The sequence below is a fragment of the Methanogenium sp. S4BF genome (genome assembly GCF_029633965.1).
Classification (GTDB): domain Archaea; phylum Halobacteriota; class Methanomicrobia; order Methanomicrobiales; family Methanomicrobiaceae; genus Methanogenium.
Map to the genome: position 1 here is coordinate 2,273,773 of NZ_CP091277.1, position 17,286 is coordinate 2,291,058.

Genomic DNA, 17,286 nt, shown 5'->3' on the forward strand with positions numbered 1-17,286 from the left:
ATCACCTGCGCGGCTTCTCCTTCTTGCCAAGGACCATTTCATGGAGACAGACATTGTTCACTTCAGTGACCTGATATCTGACACCGGGGATATCTCCCTTGGAACGGCCGAGACGACCGCCGATGCCCTCGATGGTGACTTCATCGTGTTCATCAATGAAGTTGATGGCACCGTCGCCGACTGCAAATGCAGTGACCTGGCGGCCGTTTTTGATCAGCTGGACACGGACACATTTCCGGATAGCTGAGTTCGGCTGTTTTGCTTCCACTCCGACCTTCTCAAGAACAATGCCCCTGCCCTGTGGTGCACCTTCGAGTGGGTCTGACTTCACGTCGAGACCTAGCTGGCGGCGTGCATAGTTGGTGTCCCGCCACCTGTTCTCTTTGGCAACGCGCTTACATTTACGCGCTGCAAATTTTCCATTTCCCATTTGATTACCTCGTTTTTCAGTGTGATCATCAGGCAAGCCTGATAGCTCACGCTTGATTTCGAAATTGATATCCTATTGTGACTGAGATGGGTAGAATCAATCCTTGCCCGGATTCCCTGGATTTTTTGATTCAGGGGGAAATTCGGCCGATTTCCCAACCATCTCCGCCGCTGTCACCTGACATACCAGATTTCTGCCTATGTATTTACACTGGTTGACTAATAAAAGGTGTCGTGCGATAATGTGTCATGGTGCCCCATCGGTGCGCGCCTGATGCCCCGTGCGCAGGGTGATGTGCGGCAGGCTGCCCTGTGCGCCTGCGCCGCTACGACAGCCATCATATAGTATCCTCACCCATGATTTTTCATAGCTATGAGTATGACAATATACAAGGAAGCCTATTTTGAGGCAAGCCATCGCCTTCTCAACTATACCGGCAAGTGTTATCGCCTGCACGGGCACCAGTGGCGTGTTGAGGTATGGATTACCGGGGAGGTCGATTCTGAAACACAGATCCTCGTGGACTATAACTGTATCAAACAGGTGGTTAACCGGTTTGATCACCAGGTCATCCTCAACCGCAAAGACCCGATGGTTGAGTGTCTCTCTGCCTTCCAGGAGGTCGTTACAACAGAGGGTGACCCGACATCTGAGAATCTTGCACGTATTATTGCAGGGTTGTTAGACGAATCCTGCACTGCAGAGGGCATTCCTGCCTCCGTGACAAAGATCCGTGTCTGGGAGTCTACGTCCTGCTATGCCCAGCTCACCTTTGATGTTATATGAACATTATTGAGATATTCTCTTCCATATCTGGTGAAGGTCTCCGGCAGGGTCTTCCGGCCACCTTCATCCGCTGTGCCGGCTGCAACCTCAGCTGCGCGTGGTGCGATACACCTGAGTCGCATGGTGGCGGCACCGGAATGAGCGTCGACGAAATCGTATCTGCAGTGTCTGCAGGCATGCCCCGCTATGTCATCGTTACCGGGGGGGAGCCACTGCTCCAGGAGGATGAACTGAAGTACCTGCTTGCGGCTCTCCGGGATGCCGGCTACCGGATCGAGATCGAGACGAACGGCACGCTCTGCTTCACGGGTGTGCAGGAATATGCCACGATAAGCATGGACATCAAGTGCCCCTCTTCCGGTGAAGAGTCAGACCCCGCCCTGCTCGCCGACCTCCGGCCGGAAGATTCCGTGAAGTTTGTCGTAATGGACCGCACCGACTGTCTGTATGCACAGGAGATAATCGAGTCCCATGATATTGCAGGTACGGTATTCATCTCCCCTGTCTGGGGTGGGAATTACCGGGAAATTGCTGATTTTATCCTTGAAGAGGGCATTGCAGCACGCTTTCAGCTCCAGCTGCACAAATCCATCGGGGTGAAGTGAAATGAAAGCGGTCTGCCTTCTATCCGGTGGGATGGACTCCTCCACCCTTGCCTATGTGGCGCGGGATATGGGTTACAGCATCATTGCCCTGCACCTCCGCTACGGTCAGCCGACCGAGGATGCAGAGTTTGCGTGCGCCCAAAAGATCGCCGCATCTCTGGATGCCGAGGAATTTTTCACCGTGAATCTGGACTATCTCCGTCGTATCGGTGGCTCCAGTCTGACAGATGATGCACTGACGATACGGGATCATACAGGAGCTGAGGCAGGCATCCCCAATACCTATGTGCCGTTCCGGAATGCGAATCTGATTGCAATCGCGACCTCCCTTGCAGAGGCCCGAGGGGCGGAGGCGGTCTTTATCGGTGTGCAGGCATCGGATTACGCCGGCTACCCGGACTGCCGCCCGCAGTTCATTGCGGCTTTTCAGCAGGTGATTGATACCGGAACTGCTGATGACACTCACATCAGGCTGATGGCGCCGTTTGTGAATATGTCAAAAACCGAAATCCTGAAGCAGGGTTTTGCCCTCCGGGTGCCGTATGAGGATACCTGGTCGTGCTACCGGTCCGGTGCACCCGCCTGCGGCACATGTGATTCCTGCCATTACCGTTTAGCGGCCTTTCGGGAGGCAGGGAGGGAAGACCCGATTCCCTATGAGGTGCGGGAATGACTGGCCCTGCTGTTGCGGGAAAAAAGAAGATCACCCTTGATACGGTGACCGTGACCCTGCCGTCCGGTGTTGTGAAGGAACGCCGGGTCGTCCGCCCGGGGCATGCGGTTGCGATGCTGCCCATCGAAGGGGACTGCTGTTACCTCGAACGGCAGTACCGCTTTGCTGTCGGTGAGTGGATATATGAGGTTCCCGCAGGTACGATGGATCCCGGTGAGACCCCGGAAGAGACTGCATACCGTGAACTCATTGAGGAGACCGGCATGGCGGCAGATACCCTCATCCCCCGTGGTAAAATTTACCCGGCTCCGGGATACACAGATGAGGTTATCTATCTCTTTGAGGCACATGACCTCTCTTTGTCTGACGCATACGGGATGGACGAGGATGAACAGATTGAGGTGGTGAAACTCTCCCTGTGCGAGATGGAGGAGATGATCCGTGACGGGCGTATCATTGATGCAAAGACCATCTGCCTCGCCTATCATTATTTTCGGGGGCAGAGCTGAGCTATGAAACGGATTGTGCTGTTTCTTGTTCTCTCTATGGCAGCCGCGGTGCTGGCGGCGGGTTGCACCACCCCCGGTGCGGAGGTGGCAGCACCTGTCTATTCCCTCGATGAAACGGGCGCTCTGGTCATCACCGGTATCACACCGGTCTATACGGAAATGGCCGGTGGTTTCTCCGGAATCAACGGAAGTGTGGCGCTCTCTGACCTGATCTTCTCAGAAAACGATGGGAATGTCCATGCCTTCCTTGCCGCTCCCTCCCATCCGGTGGCGGGGGTTGTGCTGGTTCCCGGTGCGGGTGTGGCAGCGGCGGCACATGAGGGGCGCGCGGTCTCCTATGCGGAGTCCGGGATTGCGACTCTTGTGCTTGACGTGCGGGGCAACGGCGGAGAGACTGCCGGACATACTGAAGGTCTGAACGGGGATCTCCGTCGGTTTACCTCAGGCACCACTCCCCAGTGGTATCTGACCATCGGAGATATTATCACCGCGAGGATGATGCTTTCTGAACGGTATGGCACCCCGGTGTATATCGTCGGATCATCAAACGGCGGAATGACCGGTGCGGTTGCAGCGGCCCTTGATGCCGGTGATGCCGGATATTTTGGGGTTTCAACCTCCGCCATCACGGTTGCGGATGGTGCCTCACCGGATGTGCTGGCCTTTGTCCGGTCCGTTGACCCCGCTGCATATGTAGGTGCGATATCTCCGGAACCGGTGTGGATCTTCCACTCCTCTTCAGATGAGGTTATTCCCTTCCAGAACGGCCTTTCCCTCTTCAATGCAGCGCAGGAACCAAAGAATTTTGAAGTGTTCAATGGCACCCATGGTATCAACGCTAAGGTTGATAACATGATCATCGGTGCTATACTCACCTTTTAATGCTCCTGAGAGAGAATTATATTAGCAATTTGCCACCCGGAGGCAAACCCAAGCATGGCAGAAGAAGTGGAGATGGACAGCGCCCGAAAGCGCTATGAGTTTAAAAAGACCCTTGAACGGCTGAAGCAGAAAGAGGGCAGCGGAACGGAACTGATTACCATATACATCCCTCCCGACAAGCAGATCTATGATGTCACTGCCCAGCTGAGGGACGAATTCGGGCAGTGTTCCAATATTAAGAGCAAACAGACACGGACAAATGTGCAGAGTGCCATCTCCTCGATTCTCTCACGCCTGAAGTATTACAATAAACCGCCGGAAAACGGCCTTGCCATCTTCTGCGGGGCAATCAAAATAGGCGGTGACCGTACCGATATGGACTGCACCATCATCGAACCTCCTGATGTCGTGCCGCTTTATATGTACCGGTGCTCATCGCGCTTCGAACTTGAGCCGATGGAGCAGATGCTCGTGGAGAAGGAAGTCTACGGGCTTCTGGTCATCGACCGCCGTGAATCATATCTCGGATTTCTGCGCGGAAACCGCATTGAGCCTGCCTCCGGTGTGACATCCACAGTCCCCGGCAAACAACGAAAAGGTGGACAGTCAGCAATGCGTTTCCAGCGTCTGCGCCTCATTGCCATCAATGAATATTATAAGAAGGTCGCTGACCGGGCAACCGATGTCTTCATGGCAGAACCGGACTTCTATAACCGGTTCAAAGGCGTTCTCATCGGTGGTCCCACGCCCACTAAAGAGGAGTTTGCAGACGGTGGCTATCTGCATCACGAACTCCAGAAACGGCTTATCGGTCTCTTTGATGTGTCGTACACCAATGAGTCCGGTCTGAGCGAACTGGTGGATAATGCACAGGAAGCGCTCCGCGGCGTAGAGGTGATGAAGGAGAAGTCTGTTATGGACCGGTTCTTAAAGGAACTGATCAAAGATGACAGTGCCTCCGCATACGGAGAGGAGTCTGTACGCAAGAACCTCGAAATTGGTGCGGTTGATACGCTTCTTCTTTCAGAGAACCTTCGCAAAGAACGGCTTCGTGTCCGGTGCCAGAACTGTGATTTTGTTAAGGAAGAGACCGTGCAGGTAGAGCCAGGCAAGTCTGCAATTGATATTGACCTGGGCAGCTGCCCGAGCTGCACTGCACCGCTTTACCTGGAAGAAGAGACTGATATCATCGATGAGCTGACGGCACTTGCCGACGCAAGCTCGACCAGAGTGATGATCATATCCAATGATTTTGAAGAAGGATCGATTCTTTATAACGCCTTTGGCGGGATTGCGGCTATACTGCGATACAGGACAGGATACTGATGTACCAGGATGCATACCGGGCTGTTGAAACAGCCCTGAAAGACGCAACAGGAGCAGAGGATGTGCTCCTCGGTGACGGCGGTGACCATGCCGACCTTGCGTCAACCATCGCCTTTGCGCTTGCAAAGACGCAGAGGAAGAACCCTGCGGTGATTGCAGGAGAGATTACGACAGCAATTGAGGGGGGGCTTGCTGAGGCAGGCATCACCGTCTCCACCACCGGTCCTTACATCAACTTTGTCTTTGGACCCGGATATGTGGCAGGCGTTGTGGAGGCAGCCTCCCAGCCGGGCTACGGACGTCTGGCTGATGTGCCGGGGAGGGTCTGTATTGAACATACCTCGGCAAACCCCAACGGGCCGCTGCATGTGGGGCATATCCGCAACTCGGTTATCGGTGATACGCTGGCGCGGGTGTTCCGAAAGGCAGGGTATGACATTGATGTGCAGTACTACCTGAACGACATGGGACGTCAGATTGCAATTGTCTCGTGGGGATTCGATTTCCTTGATATCCCGCAGAATGAAGGCGAAAAAGACGATCATTATGTCGCCCGCGTTTATGTGGCGGCAAATCGTGCACTTGAGGCCGATTCGTCCATAAAAGAGGAGATTGACCGGCGTATGGGCCTCATTGAACAGGGAGATCCCGAGATCGTGGAGAAGTTCCGCCGTGCCGTGTCCCTCTGTGCAGAGGGGATAAAGGTCACGCTCAAACGGCTCAATACCCCCCATGATCGGTTTGTCTGGGAGTCCGGATTTGTTCAGGACGGCTCGATGGTCGCAATTCTCGACCGTGTTGAGGCGCTTCCCGAGGCATCACACGACGACATTCTCGCCGTGGATCTCACGGCATGCGGGTTTGAGAAGCAGTATGTGCTGCGCCGTTCCGACGGAACGAGCGTGTATGCCGCCCGTGACCTTGCCTACCATGCATGGAAGGGCGAACACTTTGACCGGCTCATCGATGTGCTGGGGGCTGACCATAAGCTGATCGGTGCCCAGCTGCAGGCAACGATGAAACTCCTTGGTGAGAAGGCACCGGAGATTGTCTTCTTTGAATTTGTGAGCCTTCCGGAAGGCTCCATGAGCACCCGTGCAGGCAAGTTCATCTCTGCAGACGAACTCATTGATGAGGTGACAAAGAAGGCGTTTGATGAGGTGACAATCCGCCGGCCGGAACTCACCGAAGAGGAGCGCCGGGCCATTGCGGCATCCGTTGCCATCGGTGCGGTTCGCTATGATATCGTCCGTGTCTCGCAGGAGAAGAGCACGGTCTTTGACTGGCGGCAGGCACTTGACTTTGAACGCCAGAGTGCTCCGTATATCCAGTATTCCCATGCACGGGCCTGTTCTATCCTTGAGAAGGCGGGAGACTTTACCCCGGTGTATGAACTCTCCACCGAATCGGAGATGGCGCTTGCCAAGCACATCGGCCTCTTCCCGGTGGTGCTGCAGACCGTGGTGGAGGAGCTCCGTCCTCACCACCTGGCGATATATGCCCGTGACCTCGCCGACCTCTTCAATGCGTTCTACCACACTGACCCGGTCCTCAAGGCGGAGGCAGGGGTGCGGGATGCCCGGCTCACCCTCGTCAGGGCGGCACAGAATACCCTGAGCGAAGTGCTCGAAACCCTCGGTATCGATGCAGTCAGAAGCATGTAAGGCCCTGTTGCGACAGGGCTACCAGTTTTTTTCTCCCCGTTCTTCTGCGGCTCTCAAGCCGTGCATGTGGAATAAACGGACGCTCCTCGGCGGGGATATGTGTTACAAGGCACAGTTCTACGGCATTGCGAGCCACCGCTGTGTCCAGATGACTCCGACCCTGAAGTGCAACCAGCGCTGTCTCTTCTGCTGGCGATCGATGGAGCATGAAGTGATCGAAGAGGAGGAGTGCCCCCCGGAGGTCATCATGGACCGCCTGCACTTCTTCCAGAAAAAGGCCCTTGCCGGATATAATCCGGTCGCAAACAGTGCGGTTGAACCGAAACTCTGGGAAGAGGCGCTTGCACCTGACATGGCCGCAGTTTCCCTCTCCGGCGAACCCACTCTCTACTCCCAGCTTCCCCGGCTCTTCACGCTCCTGAATGATGCCGGGTTTACCACATTTCTGGTGACAAACGGGACGCGCCCTGAGATGATTCAGCGGTGCAGTCCGTACCAGACGTATGTTTCACTGGACGGCCCGGACGAGGAGACCTACCGGCGTGTCTGCCGCCCTATGGAGGACTCCTGGGAACGGGTGTTAGAGAGCCTCTCCCTTCTGGGGAGCAGGCGGTCTGCGATACGCATTACGGTCGTCAAAGGGCTCAATGACATCAGCCCGGAGGGGTATGCCCGTCTGATTCAGGATGCAGGCCCTCTCTATGTAGAAGTGAAGGGATACATGTATCTGGGCTACTCACGCAACCGTCTTACCCGTGCGCATATGCCGTCCCATGAGTATGTGGCAGCGTTTGCAAACGAAATTACGAAATACTGTGATTACGAAGTCTACGATGACAGCCCGGTATCACGGGTGGTCTGTCTCACACGGCGGTAAAAATGAAATTTAATCCAGATGAATACCGGGAATTAGCACGTACTGACTTTGAACACGCCTGGAATAAAGGACCGGAGATCATAGATCCGGTCGGGGCAGCCAACAAATATCCGCGGTACAGATACAAATCCGCCCGCCGCCATCCCATTGCAGAGACTACGTCACGCCTGCGTGAGGCATATCTCTCTATTGGGTTTGATGAGGCGAGGGTGCCGCTTTTTATCGATGAGAAGGATGTCTACCGCCAGTTCGGGCCTGAGGCATCCGCGGTTCTTGACCGCGTTTTCTATCTCGGCGGGCTGCCGCGCCCGAACGTGGGTATCGGCAAAGAACGGATCTCACAGATCGAGCGCATTCTTGGCAAAAAACTGGGTGAAGAGGGAGAAGAACGCCTCCGTGAGACCCTGCATGCATACAAGAAGGCAGAGGTGGACGGTGACGAACTCACCTATGAACTGGCAAAAGTACTCGGCTGTGACGACGCCCTTGTCGTGCGCATGATGGACGAGGTATTCCCTGAATTTCGTGCACTGGCACCGGAATCCTCGCGGACCACCCTGCGCTCGCACATGACCTCAGGCTGGTTCCTCTCCTTAGGGGCGATGTGGGACCGTCTGCCCCATCCTATCCGCCAGTTCTCCATCGACCGCTGTTTCCGGCGGGAGCAGGAGGAGGGACCCACCCGCCTGATGACCTATCACTCCGCCTCCTGTATTGTTGCCGGTGAGCATGTGACCGTGGAGGACGGCAAAGCGGTCGCAGCGGCCCTTCTGAAGGCATTCGGGTTCGAGGACTTTGAGTTCCGGCCGGATGAGAAGCGGTCCAAATATTATATTCCTGACACCCAGACCGAAGTGTATGCACGCCACCCGGTGCATGGCTGGGTGGAAGTCGCCACCTTTGGCATGTACTCTCCTTCCGCCCTCGCTGAATACGGCGTCGGTGTCCCGGTGATGAACCTTGGTCTTGGGGTGGAGCGTCTCGCGATGATTGAGTACCAGGCAGATGACGTCCGCCAGCTCACTCACCCGCAGTTCTTCCCGCCGGTCTTCACCGATGCAGAACTTGCCGCAGGCATCGGCCTGCGGGAGGCGCCGCAGACAAGAGAGGGAATCCTCATGGCAGAGGCAATTCTGAAGACTGCCACGGCTCACGCTCAGGAGGAGAGCCCCTGTTCCTTTGAGGCATGGGACGGAGAGTGCTGCGGCACACGTATCCGTGTCTTTGTCGAGGAAGAGGAGGAGAACTCACGTCTCTGCGGCCCAGCGGTATTCAATGAAATCTATGTCGAAGACGGCAAGATTCTCGGGGTGCCGGACACGAGCAAGTTTGCCAAGGTGAGAGAGAATGGTGCTGCCGCAGGCATCTCATACCTTGAAGCAGTTGCAAACCTCGCTGCCGCACGCATCGAGGAGGCGGCCTGTTCCGGTGAGGGCACCCATGTGCAGGTAAAGATGGCAAAGATCCCGTCTGATGTAAATCTCAAAATTGAGAACTATGTGATGCGGACAATCACCGACAATAACAAGAAGACTGATGTCCGCGGACCGGTGTTTGTCGCAGTCCGGAGTGTCCTGGACGGATAACAGGGAATATCTCAAACCTTTCTTTTTGCGTTTATTTAAATCCGTCAGGAGCATCATGCACAGCGAAGACTATCCGGAAAGGGTGTCCCGGACCGGAATCACGAGGGACGAATGGTCAAGCGGATAGCGGAAGACCTTCTCTTCTCTGAGCGGGTCGCGGAGTACAATGCTTTCACCCCTGCGTTCTGCGGTGACAATGTATGAATGGTAATAGAGCCGCTCCACTTCAGGCAGCATAGCAATGCCTGCCACTTCTGCAGGGGTGATATTTGTGTACTTGCGGTACAGGATTTCTGCACCGCTGCCGTGGAGGATGTCAAACGGGCGGACGACAAAGGAACCGTCTGTCTCTTCAATGGTAATAAAGCGGCCGGGATTTATGGTGGGAATCGCCTTCCCGTCAGTCTCCGCGTTTGCATATACGGCAAGTCCTGCGTATATGAGAATAATTGCGAGAAATACGACCATATATCCCTGACAGACTCCGTTTCCTGCCCTTCTGGTCAGGATAAGACAGAGCAGGGCGAGGCTTGCTATCAGGATGGGGAGGGACGGCCCGGGAAAGATGCCGAGCGTGAACTTTTCTGTTGAAAACGGCCATAGGAGGGGAATGCCGGGATAGGCGAGATAGTCAAGGAGAATGTGCAGCATCGCACCGGTGAGAATGGCGAAGCCTGCCATGAGGGTAACTTTCTCCGGAAAATACTGCCCGAACCATGAAATGGTGGAGAGGAGGTACAGGGCGATGAACGCCGCAAGGGAGAGGAGTGCTGCACCCGCAATGCTGTGGGTGATTCCGCCATGGGTGAAGATATACCGGGACGGTTCATCATCCGAAACAAAAAAGAATATCGCATCAATATCCGGGATCACCGCACCTATCACGGCAAAAGGGACAAGGATGGCGTTGCCTGCGAGTAATAGCGGGATTGCGATGGCAAAGGCATGGGTGAATGAGTCCACAGTTCATTTTCTGCTATTCTGATACTAAACCATATCCGATGCGACGGGCAGTGCAGGCGATGCACTGGTGGAATGACTCCTGCACCTCTGCTGTCCGGATGCGGATGCATCAGGGGCACAGAGTCGGACATCCCGGTGATGAATCGTCACATTTCTTATCATACAGGATATAATAAAAATTGACACAGAAGAATGAAAGGGACCTAAAATAATGAAGAAACCGGATATCAGCAAATTAACCGACCTTCTCGAAAAAAACAGGATTGAAGCCCTTACCGATGGGGTGTATGCGATTGTTCTCACACTCTCCGTCCTGATGATAGGAACCGGACTCTATTCGGGGTCGGTTGCAAGCAGCACATTTTACTCCTCCGTTAATGAGGCAATCCCCCAGATCTTCAACTATGCGGTTTCGTTTCTTCTGCTCTCCATCTTCTGGATTGTACACCACCGGCAGATGAACAAAATTTCTCATGTCGATAGCATCTATATCTGGCTGAACCTGGTGAGCCTCTTTTTTATCACGCTTGTTCCGTTCACGACAAACCTGAACGATGACTTTTCCGAATATCCCCTGGCAGTTGCCATCTATGCGGGAAATATCATGCTCATCAGCCTTTCATACACTCTCAGCTGGGCTTATGCGACTCGGGGCCGGCGGCTTCTGTCTGCCGGGGTGCCGGACTCGGCTATCACCGACGGGATTCGCCGTGGCCTGCTGACATCTGCTGTCTCTCTTATCGTCATTGGTGCAGCATATTTCATCGCATCAGAGTGGGCGACAATATTCTATCTTCTCATCATCATCATTGGGTTCATCGTTAAAAAACCAGGCCAGAATGCGGCCTCCAAATAATCACATTTTTAAGATCAGAGTAATTTCAGCGAAATCGCCCCTCCATGACTGACAGGATGGAGGATGGTGTGAAGGGGGAGAATGAGAGTGTTTTTGGGTGTGTTTTGAGATATCGAAACGGTGTTATTGCGATAGCAACAGGAATATCAGAGCTCGATTAGCCGTGCATCAGGCCGTGCGTCCCGCAGCATCCGTGCCGTATCCGGGTGGCAGGTGAAAAATATCACCTGGTTTCTCTCTGAAAGTTCTGCAATCGCCTCACAGCTCCGCTGTCGTCTCTCCGGGTCAAAGTTTACGAGAATATCATCAAAGACTGCAGGGAGTGATTCGTCATGACGTCCGTATTCCGTGATATAGCCGAATCTCAGGGATAGATACAGCTGTTCTGCCGTCCCGCGGGAGAGAAGTGTGGCGGGGATGCGCCTGCCATCCCGATCTTCAACAAAGATCCGGTCGGTAGCCAGCTGCCGGATGACACGGACATATCGTCCCCCTGTGACTGCTCTGAAATATCGTTCTGCTTCCCTGAATACAGCCGGCTGCCGCTCTTTCTCGTATTTTTCGATACCTTTTCGGAGCATAATCCGGGCGATCACCAGTTTTGCCCACTGCTTTGCCGCATCATTCAGGTCACCTGTCAGGGCTGCGCCCTTGATGCGATGGAGCATCGCTTCATCAGTACTCTCCAGATCACGGAGACGGAGGATAACACCGCCATGTGTTTGCTGTAACCTGCTGACTTCGCCTTCGATATCTTCTGTATGAGAAGATAACTCCGCGTTTAGATCTTTCAGTGCAAGGACGTCAGTCTGCCTGAGCTGCTCGATAAATGCATCATACGCTCCGGGATTCCCTGCTGCGCTTCTGAGACGGTGTTCGGCCTCTTTCCGTCTTCTCATGCACGCGGTATACTGCTCTTTTGCTTCGGCATGGCACAAAAATTCGTCCCGTGTTGCTGCATGACCGCTTGCGAGAAGATCGTTTCGTTCCGCTTTTTTGATTGCGATGGTCTCCTCGGCCTGCCCTGCTTCACGGCGTATTCGTTCACTCTCCTGCATGTGTTTTTCACGGGCGCTGCGGTGCGCCTCCTCTGCATATAATGCATCGGCAAGAGCCTGCACATCTGCAGCAGAGGATTTGGCGGGAGGGATGCCGCATGCATGGATGACATCTGCTACTTCTGTGTCAAACATATCTATTGAGCAAATCCTTTCATTTCTTTTCAGGACAAGTGCCTGCATTTCGTTATATTTCTCATTGGCACGTTCGGCCTGGGTGAATATTTTTTCGACAGAATATGCAGAGAGTGACTGATCAAGACCTGCTCCATCGAGCCATCGGTGCCATTCGCCAAAAAAACGCCCTTCCTCTTCCTCTACTTCAGCAAATTGTTTTTTAATTCCGTATATTTTGTTTTCCAGCCCGCTGATGGTCCGGTGCCGGCGTGCAATCTCATCTCTGGCTGCGGTATCTTTTTCAAACGCCTTACGGAGATCGAGGAGCTCGATGCGTCTCTCTGATACCGCCTGAACGGATGGAATCATCGGAAGGCCGCACTCCTCTGCCCGCCTGCGGACCGTGGTTTCAAGAGCAGCAATCTCTTCTCTTTTACTCTGGATGATCCGATCCATTCCTGCCCTGTCTGGATCATCTGTGGTTATTTCCGGTTCCCTCTGTGATGCGGCACCGGCAGTCTTCAGGTATACCAGTGCGGCAATGCCAGGTGCTGCGCAGAAGAGTGCGCCTAGCAGCAGAGATTCTGTGAAATACCCGATGGCAAGTCCGGCGACTGCCGCGCCTGCCATTAAAAATCCGGGCCACAATGGCAGATTCGCCCTCGCGAGTGCGGCCTTTTCCCTGAAATTCTCAGCCCGTTTTGCTTCCTCCTCCAGCAGAGACGAGAGATCTCTCTTCTTTTGATCAAGGGCCGGGACTGCAATTGCCAGTTCAACCAGGGCATGCTCCTGTGCCTGCAGTTTCTCTTCTGAAAGCGAGGACACAGAGGCTTTCAGGTCGCATGAATACCGCTCGGTGGCCTCGTTTTCAGAACGAATGGATAATTCATACTGCTGCAGCGTTGTCCTGAGCTTTGTTTTCTGTTCCGAAATGGCTACCTGTCGTTTTTGGTAGTGAAGCACGCGATGCTGTGCCGGGATGGATATATCAAATCTGAGAAGTGTTTCCGCCGTCCAGCGGGGGTCGATTGACATCAGGAGTGTATTAAATGCCTTCTGTGCTGCTGCATATTCAGCATTTATCTCAGGGAGGGAGGCACGGTCTGCCTCACAAAGAGGGAGTCTCTTCTCCAGTGTCCGGATATCTTCCTTTCTGCAGAATATCTCTTCATCAAGGGTGATTTTTCCGGCCTCAGTCTCCTCTTCTTCAAGACGTATCGTACGTTCTCTGAGGTGTTCTTCAGCCCGCTTGATTTCCGCATCCACCATGTCCAGCTGATGGACGCCATTGTCCGGGAATGACTCCGGCACCATTAATGATGCGAGTATCTCCTCTGTCTCAGAAAATGCGACCCATTCGTCCCATACCTGAATGATGTTCTCATTTCGGCGTATGTCCCTTTCCACCTTTCGCTTCTCTGCGGTAAGACGTTCGATCTCTGCCTCAACCTCCCGTTCCTCGGCGCTGAGGGAATCGTATTCATCCTGTGTCGCAGAAATGGTGCTGAGTGTGGTTTCCGTTTCTGACAGTTCGCGGAGAATTTCAGCGATGCGGGGTTTTCGTGTGCCTTTTTTGTAATACCCTTCAATGCGCATATCAAGCTGTTTCTGCACGTCAGGGACCGGTATCTTCGTCACACCGGCACCGGCACTCATGAGGCGGTTTTGTACGGCATCATCGGAGAGCGTATCAAAGGATTCCAGTTCGCCCAGTCCGAATGCAAAGACGTTCTCAAAGAATGCCTGATCGGCCCCCCCTGCGATGACAGCGATGGCATTGCCGGCCGGACCACCCTCTGCATCCAGAATCTGCAGGCCCGCTCCTTTTTTCTCATACCTGCTCACCTCATATTCGCTGCCGGAATCTGTTGTTACTCCGATCCGTCCTCCCTGCTCACCACCGTTGAGTGGTTCATAGTGGTTTACTCCCTTTCGTCGGGACGGAAACCCAAAGAGAACACGGCGGATGAATGCGAGCAGGGTGGATTTTCCTGATTCATTGTCACCGAGAATGATGGTGAGGTGGGGGGATATCTCCCGGAGTGACCGGTTTTTGAAGATGCCGAATCCGTCAATGTAGATGTCACGGATTTTCATTCTGAATCATCCCCGACAAACTGGTCCAGAAGGTAGGTCTCTGCTTCCCGTACGAGGGTGACGATTTCATCATCCGTGAGCATTTCAAGGTGCCGCTTAACCCTGGGGTTTTCGTACAGTTCAGATAGTTCTCCCCGTATGGTGTCTGTTGTATCTTCCTGCATCAGGCAGTCGGAGATCTGGATGATGTCCCCGACGATATCTGTCCGGCATGCAACGCTCTCCCGGTCAACCGGATGCTCTGTCCTGTCGATGATCTTTTCTGTCAGGACAAAATCAGGGGCAGGGCATTCCCCCTCTCTCACCGCGTCAAGAATCTCCTCTGTCGCTCCGTTTCGCGCAAGGACAGCATGAACCGGACCTCTTCCGGTGAGCGTGAAACGGCAGATTGTCCCCTTTCCGCCTGCGTTCGCCCGTATGTCAGCAATGGCACCTTCCATTGCGGTGATGAGGGCATTGGTATCCTCCATACCCTCAATGGAAATCTCATGCTCTTCCCACCGTATACGGCATGTCTCAATGAAATCATAAACTACAGTCCCGCTCTCTTTCATCGTGACAATATAACATCCCCGTGGTCCGCATTCTCCGAAATCACGCCCCTGGGGATTGCCGGAATAAATGATGGCGGGATTATTCTCCCGGAGCACAACAGGGGTGTGAATGTGTCCCAGTGCCCAGTAATCATATCCCGATTGAAGAAGATCCTCAACAGAACAGGGAGCATACGGCACGTGCCCGCCTCCTGCCCCCGCTGTACAGTGCAGAAGCCCGATGGTCACCGGCCAGTCACGCCCTTTGGACGGAAACCGGGACGCAAGATTTTCAGAGACTGCCTTCCGGGCAAAACTCATCCCGACAATTGCCGCCATCCGGTCATCATCTGCCGGATAATATGCTACTTCCGGCGCGTCTCCCGGCATGACATGCACCCCTTCCGGCCAGCTGATATGGGCCGACCACCCGTCCAGCGGGTCATGATTGCCAAAGGCAATGTACGTCCTGATGCCCGCATCCGAAAGGCGCTGGAGCTGTTTTCTGACGATAAGCTGCCCATAAATCCGGCGCTCTTCACTGTCGTAGATGTCACCTGATATAAGGAGAAAGTTCACCTGTTCTCTTATCGCGAGGGAGACGATCTCTTCAAATGCCCGGTATGTTGCATATGCAAGGATATCTCCGAATTCAGGGCTGAATTTTGATATTCCGGTAAAGGGTGTCCCAAGGTGAAGGTCTGCTGCGTGGATAAACCGTATATCGGTGCGGTTGGATGGGGGAGTCTGTTCCAGCGGTGCGGGCATCTGAAAGAAATATCTGATTCAGAAGAGATAACCCTGATTGTCTCATTTGCTCTCTTATTTACTAAAAGCGGGTGCTCATTCGGTTACATAGGTATTTCGGATGATGTGCTGCTGCTATGTCCCGGAGAATAGGGCTATCATCGTCTGTAACGATATGTATTCACCGATAATACCGAGAGATTCCCGTGAGAAATTCCGCACCCACTGTACCGGACCCGGTATCACCGGACACAAAAACCCGCATTCTGTTTGTGATCTCACTGTCCGTTTTTATCTCGCTCGTGGGTATCGGCATGGTTGTGCCGATTCTCTCGGTATATGCCGATACTCTTGGTGCATCCTCCTTCTGGATTGGTGTGGTGTTTGCGGCATTTTCATTCTCACGTACAGTATGTATGCCGCTTTTCGGGAGGCTGTCTGATCGGTATGAAAAGAAGCAGATCATGGCGGCCGGTCTCTTCTTTTATGCGGTTATCTCGCTCGGGTATATCATCGCACCCACGGTTGCGCTTCTGACCGTCGTCCGGTTTGTGCATGGCATCGCATCAGCGATGATCGCACCGGTTGCAATGGCGTATCTGGGTGGAATCGCAGGGGAAGGGGAGGAGGCACGGATCATGTCGCGGTTTCAGGCATCCATGCTCTTTGGGTTTGGTGCCGGCCCCCTGATGGGTGGCGTTATCTATGATCTCTTCGGCTTCTCTGCGGCCTTCTATGCACTGATGGCCTTTTCCGCTCTTGCATGCCTGATTGTAGTGCTTTTTCTCCCTGAAGAACGGACTCTGATGCCGTCAGCAGCATCTGCGGTCGGAAATTTGAAAAAAACAGAGTCTGAGCTTTACTCCGGGATTCCAAAAGGGGGGGTTGGGTTGGATGGGTGGCGGGCACTGTGCAGCTTTTTGGGGAATCCTCTCTATGGCGGCACCATGGTTATCTCGTTTGTCTGTGAATTCGGCATGATCGCCATCCTTGTTTTTATCCCCTTATTTGTCCCGCTCCTTGGCATCTCTCCTGCGGGTGCCGGAATTATCATCTCCCTGAATGTCTTTGCGGCGGGCACCCTCCAGATGGCATTCGGCCGAATCGGTGACAGAAAAAATCGGTGGCTGCTTATCATTCCCGGAGCCCTGATATTTGCGGTGACCCTCGTTCTCTTCCCTGCATGCACAACGCTCACCGGTTTTCTGCTGGTGTCATTTGTGAATGCCACCGGTGCTCTCTTCTTCTTCCCTGCAGTGAGTGCCACCATGGTGGAGGCCGGCCGCGTGTATGGCATGGGAACAACAATGGGGATTTATAATTCCGTCCGGGGGGCAAGCGGAATTATCGCCCCTCTGGCAGGAGGTCTTGTTGCCGATGTATTCGGGCTGGAGGCCGTATTCCTTCTGGTGGGAGTATTCATCGCAGGCGGTGCATGCATATTCTTCCTTCTGGCAGCCCCTTCAGCGTACCGGCACCGGAGATTGAAACCAGAGTAAACCTGGACATATAAAATCGTGACTTATAAAAACGGGACGGCAATCATTCCTGTGGTGTGTATGCCCTGGGCAGGGCTT

15 protein-coding genes are annotated in these 17,286 nt (G+C 53.9%); 11 read left to right on the top strand and 4 right to left on the bottom strand.

The window, feature by feature from the left end; genetic code table 11:
- Position 1: 1 nt before the first annotated feature.
- Positions 2-430 (bottom strand): 30S ribosomal protein S12, encoded by a 429-nt coding sequence (locus tag L1S32_RS10905; RefSeq protein WP_278155126.1) that lies wholly within the window; start codon positions 428-430, stop codon positions 2-4.
- A 372-nt stretch (positions 431-802) separates the two neighbouring features.
- Here L1S32_RS10905 and L1S32_RS10910 point away from each other — a divergent pair, with 372 nt between their 5' ends.
- From L1S32_RS10910 to sepS, 9 genes are read left to right on the top strand one after another with little or no spacing between them, the layout of a single operon-like run.
- Positions 803-1,216 (top strand): 6-carboxytetrahydropterin synthase, encoded by a 414-nt coding sequence (locus L1S32_RS10910; RefSeq protein ID WP_278155127.1) that lies wholly within the window; start codon positions 803-805, stop codon positions 1,214-1,216.
- Positions 1,213-1,821, top strand: a complete 609-nt coding sequence (locus tag L1S32_RS10915) for a radical SAM protein (protein ID WP_278155128.1) — start codon at positions 1,213-1,215, stop codon at positions 1,819-1,821. Before L1S32_RS10910 ends, L1S32_RS10915 begins: the two co-directional genes overlap by 4 nt.
- 1 nt (position 1,822) lies before the next feature.
- The gene (gene queC, locus L1S32_RS10920; RefSeq protein ID WP_278155129.1) at positions 1,823-2,494 is read left to right on the top strand and encodes a 7-cyano-7-deazaguanine synthase QueC; all 672 of its coding nucleotides are present in this window, start codon (positions 1,823-1,825) and stop codon (positions 2,492-2,494) included.
- Positions 2,491-3,003, top strand: coding sequence for an NUDIX hydrolase (locus tag L1S32_RS10925; protein ID WP_278155130.1), 513 nt, complete (start codon positions 2,491-2,493; stop codon positions 3,001-3,003). The genes queC and L1S32_RS10925 overlap by 4 nt, the downstream gene beginning before the upstream one ends.
- A 3-nt stretch (positions 3,004-3,006) precedes the next feature.
- Positions 3,007-3,885, top strand: a complete 879-nt coding sequence (locus tag L1S32_RS10930; RefSeq protein WP_278155131.1) for an alpha/beta hydrolase — start codon at positions 3,007-3,009, stop codon at positions 3,883-3,885.
- A gap of 54 nt (positions 3,886-3,939) precedes the next feature.
- The gene (gene prf1, locus L1S32_RS10935; protein WP_278155132.1) at positions 3,940-5,211 is read left to right on the top strand and encodes a peptide chain release factor aRF-1; all 1,272 of its coding nucleotides are present in this window, start codon (positions 3,940-3,942) and stop codon (positions 5,209-5,211) included.
- Positions 5,211-6,875, top strand: coding sequence for an arginine--tRNA ligase (argS, locus tag L1S32_RS10940; RefSeq protein ID WP_278155133.1), 1,665 nt, complete (start codon positions 5,211-5,213; stop codon positions 6,873-6,875). The genes prf1 and argS overlap by 1 nt, the downstream gene beginning before the upstream one ends.
- A complete protein-coding gene (gene twy1 / locus L1S32_RS10945) occupies positions 6,856-7,752 on the top strand; it encodes a 4-demethylwyosine synthase TYW1 (RefSeq protein ID WP_278155134.1) in 897 nt (298 codons plus the stop codon). The genes argS and twy1 overlap by 20 nt, the downstream gene beginning before the upstream one ends.
- A gap of 2 nt (positions 7,753-7,754) precedes the next feature.
- The gene (gene sepS / locus L1S32_RS10950) at positions 7,755-9,338 is read left to right on the top strand and encodes an O-phosphoserine--tRNA ligase (protein WP_278155135.1); all 1,584 of its coding nucleotides are present in this window, start codon (positions 7,755-7,757) and stop codon (positions 9,336-9,338) included.
- Between the two features lie 69 nt (positions 9,339-9,407).
- Here sepS and L1S32_RS10955 read toward each other — a convergent pair whose 3' ends face one another.
- The gene (locus tag L1S32_RS10955; protein ID WP_278155136.1) at positions 9,408-10,301 is read right to left on the bottom strand and encodes a metal-dependent hydrolase; all 894 of its coding nucleotides are present in this window, start codon (positions 10,299-10,301) and stop codon (positions 9,408-9,410) included.
- Between the two features lie 211 nt (positions 10,302-10,512).
- On the opposite strand from L1S32_RS10955, the gene L1S32_RS10960 reads away from it, so the two are divergent.
- On the top strand, positions 10,513-11,157 hold the full coding sequence (locus L1S32_RS10960) for a TMEM175 family protein (protein ID WP_278155137.1): 645 nt from the start codon (positions 10,513-10,515) through the stop codon (positions 11,155-11,157).
- A 146-nt stretch (positions 11,158-11,303) separates the two neighbouring features.
- Here the strand turns inward: L1S32_RS10960 and L1S32_RS10965 are convergent, their stop codons facing one another.
- Positions 11,304-14,429, bottom strand: coding sequence for an AAA family ATPase (locus L1S32_RS10965; protein ID WP_278155138.1), 3,126 nt, complete (start codon positions 14,427-14,429; stop codon positions 11,304-11,306).
- Positions 14,426-15,730, bottom strand: coding sequence for a DNA repair exonuclease (locus tag L1S32_RS10970; protein ID WP_278155139.1), 1,305 nt, complete (start codon positions 15,728-15,730; stop codon positions 14,426-14,428). Before L1S32_RS10970 ends, L1S32_RS10965 begins: the two co-directional genes overlap by 4 nt.
- A 185-nt stretch (positions 15,731-15,915) precedes the next feature.
- On the opposite strand from L1S32_RS10970, the gene L1S32_RS10975 reads away from it, so the two are divergent.
- The gene (locus L1S32_RS10975) at positions 15,916-17,208 is read left to right on the top strand and encodes an MFS transporter (RefSeq protein ID WP_278155140.1); all 1,293 of its coding nucleotides are present in this window, start codon (positions 15,916-15,918) and stop codon (positions 17,206-17,208) included.
- Positions 17,209-17,286 lie beyond the last annotated feature (78 nt).